At 56.6% G+C, this 13,011-nt stretch carries 10 protein-coding genes and 3 pseudogenes; 6 read left to right on the top strand and 7 right to left on the bottom strand.

What is annotated here, in order from left to right:
* Window positions 1-19 precede the first annotated feature (19 nt).
* The 7 genes and pseudogenes from PPUTUW4_RS17170 to PPUTUW4_RS17145 all read right to left on the bottom strand — a co-directional run bounded on the left by PPUTUW4_RS17170 (window position 20) and on the right by PPUTUW4_RS17145 (window position 7,000).
* On the bottom strand, window positions 20-1,321 hold the full coding sequence (locus PPUTUW4_RS17170; RefSeq protein ID WP_041474914.1) for an MFS transporter: 1,302 nt from the start codon (window positions 1,319-1,321) through the stop codon (window positions 20-22).
* Between the two features lie 47 nt (window positions 1,322-1,368).
* Window positions 1,369-2,525 (bottom strand): annotated as a pseudogene (tcuB, locus tag PPUTUW4_RS17165) (tricarballylate utilization 4Fe-4S protein TcuB).
* Entirely contained in the window at window positions 2,512-3,966 is a 1,455-nt protein-coding gene (gene tcuA, locus PPUTUW4_RS17160) for an FAD-dependent tricarballylate dehydrogenase TcuA (protein WP_015095837.1), read from the bottom strand. The pseudogene tcuB and the gene tcuA overlap by 14 nt, the downstream one beginning before the upstream one ends.
* Window positions 3,967-4,134: 168 nt before the next feature.
* Window positions 4,135-5,070 carry a LysR substrate-binding domain-containing protein gene (locus PPUTUW4_RS17155; protein ID WP_015095836.1) on the bottom strand — a complete coding sequence of 312 codons (936 nt, stop codon included), beginning with the start codon at window positions 5,068-5,070 and terminating at the stop codon, window positions 4,135-4,137.
* A gap of 147 nt (window positions 5,071-5,217) precedes the next feature.
* Window positions 5,218-5,622 (bottom strand): LuxR C-terminal-related transcriptional regulator, encoded by a 405-nt coding sequence (locus tag PPUTUW4_RS30360; protein WP_227698097.1) that lies wholly within the window; start codon window positions 5,620-5,622, stop codon window positions 5,218-5,220.
* A 27-nt stretch (window positions 5,623-5,649) separates the two neighbouring features.
* The gene (locus tag PPUTUW4_RS30355; protein WP_227698096.1) at window positions 5,650-6,036 is read right to left on the bottom strand and encodes a hypothetical protein; all 387 of its coding nucleotides are present in this window, start codon (window positions 6,034-6,036) and stop codon (window positions 5,650-5,652) included.
* Between the two features lie 73 nt (window positions 6,037-6,109).
* Complete coding sequence (locus PPUTUW4_RS17145) at window positions 6,110-7,000, bottom strand: LysR family transcriptional regulator (RefSeq protein ID WP_015095835.1); 891 nt, start codon at window positions 6,998-7,000, stop codon at window positions 6,110-6,112.
* Between the two features lie 166 nt (window positions 7,001-7,166).
* Here PPUTUW4_RS17145 and PPUTUW4_RS17140 point away from each other — a divergent pair, with 166 nt between their 5' ends.
* The 6 genes and pseudogenes from PPUTUW4_RS17140 to PPUTUW4_RS17120 all read left to right on the top strand — a co-directional run.
* A complete protein-coding gene (locus tag PPUTUW4_RS17140; protein WP_015095834.1) occupies window positions 7,167-8,249 on the top strand; it encodes a 4-oxalomesaconate tautomerase in 1,083 nt (360 codons plus the stop codon).
* A gap of 44 nt (window positions 8,250-8,293) precedes the next feature.
* Window positions 8,294-9,619, top strand: coding sequence for a C4-dicarboxylate transporter DctA (gene dctA, locus PPUTUW4_RS17135; protein ID WP_015095833.1), 1,326 nt, complete (start codon window positions 8,294-8,296; stop codon window positions 9,617-9,619).
* 136 nt (window positions 9,620-9,755) lie between these two features.
* Entirely contained in the window at window positions 9,756-11,060 is a 1,305-nt protein-coding gene (locus PPUTUW4_RS17130) for a citrate:proton symporter (protein WP_015095832.1), read from the top strand.
* A gap of 92 nt (window positions 11,061-11,152) precedes the next feature.
* On the top strand, window positions 11,153-12,406 hold the full coding sequence (locus PPUTUW4_RS17125) for an OprD family porin (protein WP_015095831.1): 1,254 nt from the start codon (window positions 11,153-11,155) through the stop codon (window positions 12,404-12,406).
* Between the two features lie 142 nt (window positions 12,407-12,548).
* Window positions 12,549-12,647, top strand: a pseudogene (locus tag PPUTUW4_RS29515) (AraC family transcriptional regulator); the annotation flags it as partial.
* Window positions 12,638-12,874, top strand: a pseudogene (locus PPUTUW4_RS17120) (aldehyde dehydrogenase family protein); the annotation flags it as partial. The pseudogenes PPUTUW4_RS29515 and PPUTUW4_RS17120, both read left to right, overlap by 10 nt.
* Window positions 12,875-13,011: the final 137 nt, after the last annotated feature.

Here is a 13,011-nt window from a genome sequence, read left to right as displayed (position 1 = left end):
AGCGTCGGCGATCGAGGAACTAAACGGTTCTGACTGCCAAAGCTTTTTGCCGACGATACAGAATCGTCGTCGCCGTGAACCCGCACACCGCCGCGAACATCAGCCAGTAGGCAGGTGATGCCTTGTCGCCCGTGGCCTGGACAAGCAGCGTCGAGATTGCTGGGGTAAAACCGCCAAACACCGCAGTGGCCAAACTGAAGGCCAGAGAAAATCCGACTACCCGCACGTTCTGTGGCATGACTTCGGTCAGTGCCGCGACCATGGCGCCGTTGTAAATGCCAAAGAAGAATGAGAAGTACAGCAGAACAGCGAGCAGTCGTTCGAAACTCGCCGCCTCTGCCAGCCAGTGCATGGCGGGATAGGCGGTGAAGATGCACAGCAACGATATCGCCAGCAACAGCGGTCGACGGCCAATGCGGTCGGAGAGGGCGCCGCCGATAGGCAGCCAGATAAAGTTGCTGATACCGACCAGCAGTGTGACTGCCAGGCTGTCGGTGGTACTTAAGTTCAGCACTGTCCTGCCAAACGTCGGTGTGTAGACGGTAATCAGGTAGAACGTGGTAGTGGTCATGGACGCCAGCAAGCCGCCCGCCAGCACGGTGCGCCAGTTGTCACGCATCGAGCGAAAAACTTCGCGAGTGGTTGGGCGATGGCTGCGAGCAGTGAAGGCAGCGGTTTCTTCCAGTGAGCGGCGAATAATGAAAATGAACGGGATGATCACGCAGCCAATGAAGAACGGAATTCGCCACCCCCAATCGGCGATCTCAGCGGCTTGCATCGTGGCATTGATCGTGTAGCCCAACGCGGCCGCGACGACGATCGCTACCTGTTGGCTGGCCGATTGCCAACTGGTGTAGAAACCGGTGTGACCGGGGGTGGAAATTTCCGCCAGATACACGGAAACACCGCCCATTTCCGCGCCGGCGGAGAAGCCCTGTAGCAGCCTGCCCAATAACACCAGAATCGGTGCCGCCACGCCGATGGCGGCATAGCCCGGCACCAGGGCGATCAATACGGTACCGGCGGCCATGATCGACAGCGTCACGATCAGCCCCTTGCGACGGCCCACCTTGTCGATGTACGCCCCCAGCACAATGGCGCCTAACGGACGCATCAGGAATCCGGAGCCGAATACCGCGAAGGTCATCATCAACGAGGCAAACTCGCTGGTGGCTGGAAAGAAGGTCTGGGAGATGTAGGTCGCGTAGAACCCGAACAGAAAGAAGTCGAACTGCTCGAGGAAGTTACCGCTGGTGACCCGCAAAATGGCGCCCAACTTGGACCCCTTTGCTCGGGTTGTTGCCGTTGTCGTTTTCATCATGGCTACCGTTATGCTCACTATTGTTTTTGGAATGAGTGCTTTAACCATCAGTCGCTGCCGGCGTTGATCGGGTTGGGTTGACGCTTCTCGATGGCGTGTTTGAGCAGCGCTGCGCTGCGGAATATTCCATGGGCGAATTTGCTGTAGGGCATGGTAAAAAAAACGCCATGACCAGGCCGAGATGAATAGCCAACATCAAGCCCAAGGCGCGGGTTTCACGCAAAGCCAGTAGCGCCAGGCCGCTTGCGCTGACCAGAAACAGCAGCACGATGAAGCCGCGATCCATGGGTTTTTGGTTCTCATCGCCGTGCGCAGGGTTGCGACGCAGGTTCAGCCAAAGAAGACCCGCCGGGCCGATCAGCAGGCCGATGCCACCGGCAATACCCAACATCACCGGCAAGCTGAAGATCGGATAAGGCGCCGACCACTTCAGCAGATAGTGAAAGAGCGTGGCGACGCCGGTGGCGGTGAAGCACAGCATGAAGCCGTAGAAGGTCAGGTGGTGGAATCGGCGTCGCCACAAGGTGAATTGATCGTCAGCGTTGTTGCAGCCTTCACCATGGCCGCCGTCCAGGTATTTGAGCTTCGCGACGTTGACCGTAGCCTCCAATGCAGCGGACGTTTTCAACGGCAGTGGCGCTGCGACCGGTGAAACGTTGCGCCAGAAACGCCGTACACCCATGGTCAGGGCAAGTACCGCAAAGCCGAACACTGTGCCGAACATCAGCGCCAGGGTGTTATGCGGGAAAATCTTGTAGAAGTTGCCCCCGGGAATGGCCGTGAACAGGTTGCCCATGAGCATCAGGGTCAGGCATAAAAACAAGGCCAGTCCCCCACCGGAAGCCAGTGCCAGGGTCAGGCCGTTGCGCTGATACAACCTGCCCATCACTTGCGGCCAGGCGTATTCGGCGTAAGTATCCAGGCGCACTTTGGCCATGGCTTTGGGTATGTTGACGTCGAATTCGTGTGGGGCGGCGTACTGACAGGCGTGCAGGCACGCGCCGCAGTTATGGCACAAGTTCGCCAGGTAATGGATGTCGGCCTGAGTGAATTCCAAACGCCGGGTCATCGCAGGAAATACCGCGCAAAAACCTTCGCAGTAACGGCAGGCATTGCAGATGGTCATCTGCCGCTGGACTTCACTTTCGTCAAGATTCAACACGGGGATCAACCCGCCCGATGCTTGGGGATCAAACAGTTGCATGTCGAGACTCCGTGTTTGCAGATGAGACGCCAAAGCCCACTGAAGCGGCCGCCTGCACACCGGCGATGCGGCCAAACGCGGTACCGATGGCCATGCCAATGCCGGCGGTGTAGCCCTTGCCCAGAACATTTCCGGCCATCATTTCACCCGCGACGAACAGGTTGGGGCTCGCTTTGCCGTTGAAATGCACGGCAGCGGTTTCGTCGGTGGCGAGGCCGAGGTAGGTGAACGTGACACCCGGTTTAAGCGGGTAGGCGTAGAAAGGTGGTTTCACCAATGGCCGCGCCCAATGGGTTTTGGCGGGCAACAGTCCTTGGGTGTGGCAGTCGTCCAACGCCGTGTGATCGAACGTGCCAACGCGGCAGGCGCTGTTGTAGTCCTCGATAGTCTTGACGAATTTTTCTTGAGGCAGCTTCAACTGGCGGGCAAGGTCTTGCAGCGTATTGGCGGTGGTTCCGGGAAAGACTGGCGGCATGAAGCGGCCGATGGCTTGTTGATCGATGATCGAATACGCCTGCTGACCGGGTTGTCCGGCCACCAGACGCCCCCAGATCGCATAACGTTTTGGCCAGAAATCCTCACCCTCGTCGTAGAAGCGTTCGCCATCACGATTGACCACCACACCCAGCGATACGCAGTCGATTCGGGTGCAGATGCCGCCGTCGTAGAGTGGCGCGCGGGCATCAATCGCGACCATGTGTGCTTGCGTCGGATCGCCGATCACATCGGCGCCAAGGTCGAGCATGCGCCGTAGCAAAATGCCGGTGTTGAATCGGGTGCCCCGGATCAGGAAATTATCCGATGGCCATTCACCGCGTTCGTTCTGACCCCAGGCTTCGCGCAGCCAATCACGGTTGGATTCGAAGCCGCCGGCCGCCAACACGCAGGCCCGGGCTTCAATGCGTTCGGCGGGGAAACGCTGACCATCGACCTCATGTTCGCCCACATGGGCGGCGACGAATTTCCCCTCATCCAACTCAATGTCGGTCACTTGCGTGTTGTAGCGAACCTTTACACCCAGGCGCTCGGCGCTGCGGAAATACGCATTGACCAGCGCTTTGCCGCCGCCCATAAAAAAAGCATTGGTCCGCGCCACGTGCAGCGCGCCGGACAGCGGTGGCTGAAAATGCACGCCGTGTGAACGCATCCAGTCGCGGCAAGAAGACGATGCCCGAATGGCAATGCGTGCAAGCTTTTCATCCGTGAGGCCCCCGGTAACCTTCAATAGGTCTTGCCAGTATTCTTCTTCCGGATAAGCATCGATCAGCACGTCCTGCGGTTCGTCGTGCATGCACCGCAGGTTACGGGTGTGTTGGGAGTTGCCACCGCGCCAGATTTTCGGAGAGGCTTCCAGAAGCATCACGCTGGCGCCCGCTTCTCGCGCCATCAGAGCGGCGCACAAGGCAGCATTGCCACCCCCTATGATTAAGACATCGATCATTATCGCTCCTCGATTGGCAAGGAAGCGGGAACGAAGTGCTCCTTGCGAGTGGGGAGAACGATAGGGTGGGGAGCGGGTAGCCGAAAGGCTGCTTTTGACGCGGGGTATTTAGTTTCTCTAAAGGGTTGGTCTTTGAGTGGCAGCAAAGTGTCCAGGATTGAACGGGTATTACGCGTCTACCTCTTCAATCCACGTAGCTCCAGGCCACTGGTTGTCGACGACTAATTGTCGTACCACGTCGACGATGACCAACCGCGTTGCCAACGCCGCAGGAGAGAGTTCGTCGTCAGCCAGCGTTGCCAGAAGATTACGCCGGCCCACATGGGGATCGGCAATCCTGACCAGTGAAAGTCCGGATCCGTCATTGACCGCAGCGGCCGCCCCCGGTTGTATCGTTGCCGCATGACCGGCCCGGACGGCGTTCATCAACACAGCCAGACCGTCGACTTCCATAATGACATTGGGTGTTAGCCCCACCCGCTCGAACGCGCTCATCAATGCCGAGCGCAGTCCATGTTGTGCACTGGGCATCACCAGCGGTAGGCCGCCGAGGTCGGCTAACTGTACGCTGTCACCAGAAGGCGCTTGAGGCAGGCTGGGCGAGGCGATGACAAACAGCTTTTCATCCAGCAGCGGAGTCACGCTCCAGCGTTTACCCCCTTCGAGCTGGAACAGGATGGCCAGATCAATTTGCCGTGCGTTGAGCTGCGCCGCCAAGTGGCCGGAAAGCATTTCCACCAAATGCAGTTGTATGTCCGGATAACGCGCACGCATTGCGTTGATCAACGGCAACGCGAGTACCGTCGCGGTAGTCGGTGGTAAGCCGACGCTGACATAACCGCTCATTCGCCCGCGATGGGCGGCCATGATGGCATTTTCCGCCTGGCGTAGCGTCAGTTGGGCATGGTGTAAAAACGCAAATCCGGCGCTAGTGGGCGTCACACCGGTGGAGGTTCGATTCAGGAGGCGGGTGCACAGTTCGCTTTCCAGCTTGGAGATTTGTTGACTGAGGGCTGACACACCAACGTCCAGTTCAAGTGCCGCACGCCCCAGGCTGCCAAGCTCAATGATTTTTACGAAATAGCGCAGTTGTCTCAATTCCAATGTGGCTGCTCCCAGCGAATTTGTTGTTCAAATACTTGAACGTTTGCCACGCAAGTTACGAAGTCGGAATAGCCACCCATGGCTAGCGGTGAATGAAAGATGCTCAGACTCGCGGTTTTTCGCCAATGCTCAGTATTCAACGCCTGTTCAGGACCAACGACCTCTCACTACCAGCCCCAGCAATTCTCGATGTCCACTGACTCCCACCTTTCGATAAAGTCGCTTTATGTAGGTAGCGGCGCTTGAGCGCTGGATGCCCATCAAGGGCGCAATATCTTCCGCCCCCAGGCCACTGAGCAAATGCCTGAGCAGTTCACGGTCCCGGCGAGTCAGTTCAGGATAGAGCAACTCGACGCATTGACTTAACAAGGACGGCATCTGATTGGCTTCGATAAAAGCGCGATAGTGCAAACGCGTGACTTGAATCAGTAACGGCGCAACCGACTCGATAAACTCAATTTCGTGCTGATTGAAATTGCCGTGCTCACGACCTCGATAGAAGTTGATCGACTGCCAGGTCCCGCCCTCTTCCTGATGATTGAGCAAGGCCATGCGCTGGAAGATTTGCGGTTGCTCGTATCAGACCCGCCGATAGTCACGATGGGTGATGTCTTCAACTGACTGAAGCTGAGCCTGGATTCGCGCGCTGCCGTATTTTGCCCGGTGACCGAGCATCGCTTGGCGGTTGCCGTCCAGGCTGTGAAAACGCTCGACGTAGTCCCGAGAGATACGCGATATCTGCACGAGTCTTGCCTGATCGGAACACGACAACACCTGCGGCTCCTGGCCTTCCGGATAAGCGAAAGTTGTACATTGAGCCAGCGGCATTTCACCCCGCACCAAGGTCAGTAACTCAGCCGCCAACCAGGTTCGGCAATCCTCCCCGACCCGCGCCAATAGATGAGCAATTTCCCCTGTCGTCAGTGGGCTCTGAGGGGATACGTTAGTTAGCAGCCAATGGTTCATTCAGGGATCAGTTCACGTGATGAAGGTTGGCGTTCGTGGGGTAGTGCGCGTACCAGCACTTAAGAGCGTGAGGTCATTTTTCCCATTGTTCGAGCAGTATTGAGACGAATTTTTCCGCTGCCGGAGAGAGTGAAGCTCCTCGACGGTAAACCAGTCCCAACGATCGGTTAACTATGGGCTCTATCAAAGGGACGCTTACCAATGTTGGATGATCCACAGCAGGCATTGCGAGGCTCGGCATTGCCGAGACTCCTAAGCCAGCTTCTACCAGGCCCAGCGATGTAGACAGGTGTTGCACCTCATAGAACCATTGTGGACGCCAGCTCAAGCCTGACAAAGCGTGGTCAAGCAACATGCGGTTGCCGCTTAGGCGACCGACCCCGATAAGGCGGTAATTGCTAAGTTCAGACCAGGTTACCGAGCTACGCTCGGCCAGCTCATGATCGCGTCGACAAGCTAAAACAAAAGGCTCGTTGACCAATGGCACGAACTCTATGTCTGGGTGCTGTCCGCTCATCATGTTGATGCCAAAGTCGGCTTCGCCACGCAGAACAGCCTCCAGCCCTTCGTTCGCACTGAGATCAAGCAAGCGAATGCGGATTTGTGGATAGCGCTCGTTGTAGAGGCGGATTACCGAAGGGAGGAAGTAGAAGGCTGCGGTTGGGATGCAGGCAAGGGTTACACGGCCGCTCTGCCGCTCCGCCAACTCTCGGATGTTAAGTATCGAGTCGTCGAAGTCATCCAATAAGCGTCGTGCCTTGGGCAGGAAGTCTCGCCCAACGCTGGTGAGGCTTACCCTTCTTGTCGTGCGATCAAGAAGCGCTGTTCCCAATCCCTCTTCAAGCTTTTTCATTCTCCGACTCAGCGCGGGTTGAGAGAGATGCAATGCATCGGCAGCTTCGTGGAAGCTTCCAAGTTCGGCGATCTTAACGAAAGATCGGATGTCATTGAGCTCATAATTCACTTTTTTATCTCATTGGCCGAGAGTTGTTAAGCCCAGTCAGCCTAAATTCATCATTCGTAAAACGCAATAATCAGGCTGATATTTGCATTGGAAACAATTTTTAAAGCCTGCGACTCTTGCTCACAAGACATCAATTACCCCGATTGATCAACAAGAGTTAGTGTTCATGCAACGAATTCCCTGTGTGCTAATGCGCGGTGGTACTTCCAAGGGCCCAGTGTTCCTCGCCTGGGATCTACCTGTTGCGATCGAAGACCGTGATGAACTGCTGCTCAACCTCATGGGCTCTGGGCATGAACTGGAAATTGACGGCATCGGTGGTGGCAGCCCACAAACCAGCAAGGTGGCGATCGTCAGCCCGTCGCTGCATCCTGAGGCGGATGTCGACTATCTGTTCGTTCAAGTCATGGTCTCCCAGCGTCGAGTCGATACCGCGCCTAATTGCGGCAACATGCTTTGCGCCGTTGGCCCGTTCGCCATCGAGCAGGGGCTGGTAAAAGCCTCCAAAGACCTGACACGTGTGCGTATTCGCAACCTCAACACGGGCACTTTTGTGAACGCCGAGGTACAGACGCCCGGTGGGAAGGTCAGCTATGAAGGTGACACCGCCATCGATGGTGTGCCGGGTACTGCTGCTCCTGTGCAACTCACCTTCCTGGATGCTGCGGGCAGCAAGACCGGCAAGCTTTTCCCGACTGGGCAAACGCAGGATTTGATCGACGGTATTCCAGTGACCTGCATCGACATGGCGATGCCGATGATGATCATCGAAGCTGGCCAACTGGGTAAGCACGGCGATGAAAGTCCTGCTGAACTGGATGCCGACAAAGAGTTCCTGCGTCGCCTGGAGTCCTTGCGACTGCAAGCCGGCTTGGCAATGGGCCTGGGTGACGTCAGCGACAAAGTGATTCCCAAGCCTGTACTGGTGTCACCGGCCAAGGCTGGCGGCACAATTCAGGTGCGCTACTTCATGCCACACAACTGCCACCGGGCCTTGGCGATCACCGGTTCCATCGGCCTTGCCACCGCTTGTGTCACTGAAGGCAGTGTGGTCGCGCAATTGCTCGGCGGGGTTAGCGAGCCGCGCTTGAAGCAAGTACGCATTGAACATCCAAGTGGCGGGATAGATGTCGTATTGTCCTACACCGGCGCTCAGGGTGAGACAATTCGTGCCTCAGTGGTGCGTACGTCGCGCAGGCTGTTCTCCGGTTTTGTCTACGCCACGGCTTCCCAACGACTTGCCGGATAATTTCCTCTGGTCATTGTCGTTCTTGCATCAGCACAATTCTAAAAATGGGTGATGCCATGAAAGTTGTAAAATCGCTCTACTTCCAGATTCTCCTCGCCGTGCTGTTGGGTGTGCTGGTCGGACATTTTTGGTCGCAACAGGCCATCGCCTTGAAGCCGCTTGGTGATGCCTTCATCAAGTTGATCAAGATGATGATCGCTCCGGTGGTGTTCTGCACGATCGTCACCGGTATTGCCGGCATGAGCGACAAACGCTCCCTCGGGCGTTTGTTGAGCAAGACCATGCTGCTGTTCCTGGCACTGACCGTGATCAGTTTGATCATCGGCCTGGTGTCGGTCTACCTGTTCAAACCCGGTGTGGGCATGAACATTGACCCCGCCCAGTTGAGCACCAAGGGACTGTCGCAATACACCGATTCCGCCGCGAAGCTGGGAGTGGTCGAGTTTTTCATGCACATCATCCCGGACACTTTCATCGGCGCTTTCAATAAGGGTGAAGTGCTGCCGGTGTTGTTCATCGCGGTGCTTTGCGGTTTCGCACTGTCGGCCATCGGCGAGCGTGGCAAGCCGGTACTGGATGTACTGGAATCCGCCTCGCACATGGTGTTCAAGATTTTCTCCTATCTGATGCGCTTCGCTCCGATTGGCGCTTTTGGCGCGTTGGCATTCACCGTAGGCCAGTACGGTATTACATCGTTGGGCTCGCTGGCCAAGCTGATCATGACCTTGTACGTAGCCTGTGCCTTCTTCGTCTTTGTGGTGCTGGGGAGCATTTGCCGGGCCAATGGCTTCAGTCTCTGGAAGTTGCTGCGCTACTTCCGCGAAGAGTTCCTGGTGGTGCTCGGGACTTCCTCAACCGAGCCGGTGATGCCGCGGATGCTGGAAAAGCTGCAAGCCCTGGGTTGCAAAAAAGGTGTGGTGGGGTTGGTGCTGCCAACGGGGTACTCGTTTAACCTCGACGGTACGGCAATCTACCTATCGCTGGCAGCGGTATTCATCGCTCAAGCTTGCAACATCGATCTAAGCCTGACACAGACCGTGACCATGCTGGCCATCATGCTGTTGTCCTCGAAGGGTGCAGCAGGTGTGACCGGAGCCGGGTTTGTCGCGCTGGCGTCGACACTGACTGTGATCCATGACATTCCCTTGGCCGGCCTTGCACTGCTGATCGGTATCGACCGCTTCATGTCGGAAGCCCGGGCCTTGACCAGTCTGGCAAGCAACGCCGTGGCTACCGTGGTGATGTCCATCTCGGAGAACGCTTGTGATCGCGAGACACTGATGCGGACTCTTGACGGCGAACCGTCGCCCGCCCTGGCACAAACCCAGAGTGAAAACTGGGATGCTCGCAAGGTCACGGAACACGTCTGACCGGACACGCCTGAAACACCCAACAAACATTTCATTCAACTCCCCGCCAGGCACGACTGATCGTACCGTCTGGCGGGTTCGAGGTCGTGCGCCTGCGCATCGGCCACGCTAATGATAAGAACAAGAGAACTGACCTATGCTCGCATTTCTTGGTTTGGCCATGGTGGTGGTTTTTACCTATCTGATAATGTCGAAACGCCTATCGCCGATTGTCGCCCTGACGGTGGTGCCGATTGTGTTTGCGGTGATTGGCGGTTTTGGCGGTACTACGGGCAAGATGATGCTCGACGGCCTGAAGATGGTTGCGCCTTCGGCTGCGCTTCTGCTGTTCGCCATCCTGTTCTTCGGCCTGATGATTGATGCCGGGTTGTTCGACCCGTTGATTCGTAAAATCCTCAAGCGTGTAAACGGCGATCCGATGAAAATCGCTATCGGCACCGCGCTGCTGTCACTGGTGGTCGCCCTCGATGGCGACGGCACAACCACCTACATGATCACCTGCGCGGCAATGCTGCCGTTGTACAAGCGTATCGGCATGAACCCGATGATTCTGGCGACCATCGCCATGTTGTCCTTGAGCATCATGAGCGGCATGACCCCATGGGGCGGGCCCGCTACAAGGGCGATCGCAGCACTGGGCCTGGATGCCGGCGAGTACTTCGTGCCCTTGCTGCCGACCATGATCGGCGGCGCGATATGGGTGGTGTTCACCGCTTTCCTCCTGGGCCGTGCCGAGCGTAAGCGCATCGGTAATGTGCAGCTACAGAGTGGTGGCGGTAATTGCTACATCGACGCGATCCTGGGTGATACCCCGCACAAACGGCCTAAACTTGCATACGTGAACCTGTTGCTGGTGATCGCGGTCATGGTCGCGCTGGTAATGGGCATCATGCACTCGGCGATCCTGTTCCTGATCGGCTTTGTCCTGGCACTGATGATCAACTACCCGCAACTGGATATTCAGAAAGAGCGCATTCTCGCCCATTCCGGCAATGCAATGACGGTGGTGCTGCTGGTGTTTGCCGCCGGTATTTTTGCCGGGATCTTCTCGGGCACCAAGATGGTCGACTCCCTGGCGCAAACGCTAGTGGACTGGATTCCGCCATCCTGGGGGCACCTGTTCCCACTGGTGGTGGCTATCACCAGCATGCCGTTGACCTTTGTTCTGTCCAACGATGCTTACTACTTTGGTGTGGTACCGATCCTGGCCAACGCGGCCGCAGCCTATGGCATTGACCCGGTGGAAATCGCCCGCGCGTCGATTCTCGGTCAGCCAGTACACCTGATGAGTCCGTTGGTAGCCTCAACCCTGTTGCTGGTGGGTATGGTCGATCGTGATATCGGCGATTTCCAGAAAGCCACCGTCAAATGGGCGGTACTCACTTCATTAGTAGTCACCGCGCTAGCCCTGCTGACCGGGGCGATCAATCTCTTCTCCTGATTCACCCCAAGCATCTGTTTTCTCCTGACACGCCTCGCTTGCGAGGCGTGCGCTGTTCTGCACTCCAAATAACAACAATGAGTAGTTTGCCAATGACCACTTTGCATACCCAACGGGCGCTGTTTTCACTTCTTGGTTTGTTGCCGCTGGCCAGTGCCAGTGCAGAAGGCTTTATCGACGACAGCAAGCTCAAGCTGCAATTGCGCAACGTCTATTTCAATGAGAATTTCCGCGACGAGCATGGCATGAGTGCCAAATCAGCAAAAACGGCGAAGAGCGAACGAACCGAGTGGGCCCAGGGATTTCTGTTGGATTACCAGTCGGGATTTACACCTGGCACTATCGGGTTTGGTGTTGATGCCCTTGGCCTGCTCGGGGTCAAGCTCGACTCCGGCCGTGGCCGCAGCGGCACTGGCTTGTTGCCGGTGCATGATGACGGTCGTGCGGCTGACGAATTCGCAAGTCTGGGTATGACTGCCAAAGCCCAACTGGCCAAGACCACGGTCAAATACGGCACCTTGCTACCCAAGACTCCGGTGCTGATCTATAACGACGCGCGTCTGTTGCCGCAAACGTACCAAGGCACTCAGATCAGTAGCGTCGACATTGAAAACCTCACCCTTACCGGGGGCTACCTGGATCGATTCAAACTGCGTGATTCCAGCGACAGCATGCCGATTGTGCCCGACGGTTACGGCGGAGATAAATCAGGCGACTTCAGCTATGCAGGCGCCGAGTACAAGCTGGGAAAGAGCGTTCGTTTGAGTTATTTCTACGGCGAACTGGAAAACTTTTACCGACAGAATTTCGCTGGTATCCAGCACGACCTACCCTTGGGCGGCGGTGTGCTGACCAGTGACTTGCGCTACTTCAACAGTGTCGATAACGGCTCAGCCTACGGTGGCAAGATCGACAACAACATGCTGAGCGGGCAATTGTCCTACGCCATTTCCGGCCATACCTTCGGTGGCGGATATCAGACCCTCAGTGGTGATGCCGGATTACCATTTATCAGTGGCGCAACGGTTTATTCGTTCAGCAATGCCGGGATAGGCAAGTTTGTCGAGGAGGATGAAAAAACCTGGATGCTTAATTACGGCTATAACTTTGCTGCCGTCGGCGTACCGGGCCTGACGTTTTCCGCCCGGTATCTGAGCGGCAACGACGGTAAGTCCGACACCTCGGTCAAGGAATGGGAGCGTGATGCCGAACTGGCTTACGTCGTGCAACAAGGCACCTTCAAGGGGTTGGGTGTGCGGTTGCGTAACTACGTTTACCGCTCTGATTATTCCCGTGGCCGAGATAGCAACCGAATCTACTTTACCTACGACATCGCCCTCTGGTGATCCCCTGATTGCGGCCTCGCGATTTTCGCAGGCCGCCTTTTCAGTGGCGGCTTCAAAGGATTGGATGGTGGCCAAATCATCGACAGCGCATGCTGACGGTTACGTCCAATTTCAGAGCGTATCCTCCACCGAAACCGCAAGACATGCTTCAGCGCTTCGCGTCGATGAACTTGCGGCCTGTGTGCAGATGAGCACTCCGACCTTTCACCACCACTTGCGCCAACTCGCCGCAATGAGCCCGAATACAGCCTGCATGCCGGGATCTTCACCAATGATCTGGCAACCGCGATGAGCGCCGCACGGAGGATTGAAGCCGGGGAAGTGATGATCAACGACTCTTCCGACTACCGCTTCGATGCGATGCCGTTTGGCGGTTCCAAGTACGGTAGCCTGGGCCGGGAAGGGGTGCGTTTTGCCTACGAGGAAATGACCCAACCCAAGGTGGTATGCCTTAACACGTTGGGTTAGTCGATTCGCGGCAAATGGATCAGCTCGTATGGCATTGGGTCGGTTTGGTCACCGGCCCAATGCGTTTTGCTGAATGGGGGAAAGGAGAAGTTGAATATTTCCACTGAGCTGATAATTGCCAGGAAAGCGTCTGTTGC

The organism is Pseudomonas sp. UW4 (assembly GCF_000316175.1).
Classification (GTDB): domain Bacteria; phylum Pseudomonadota; class Gammaproteobacteria; order Pseudomonadales; family Pseudomonadaceae; genus Aquipseudomonas; species Aquipseudomonas laurylsulfatiphila.
This window is presented reverse-complemented; position numbering and strand designations above follow the sequence as displayed.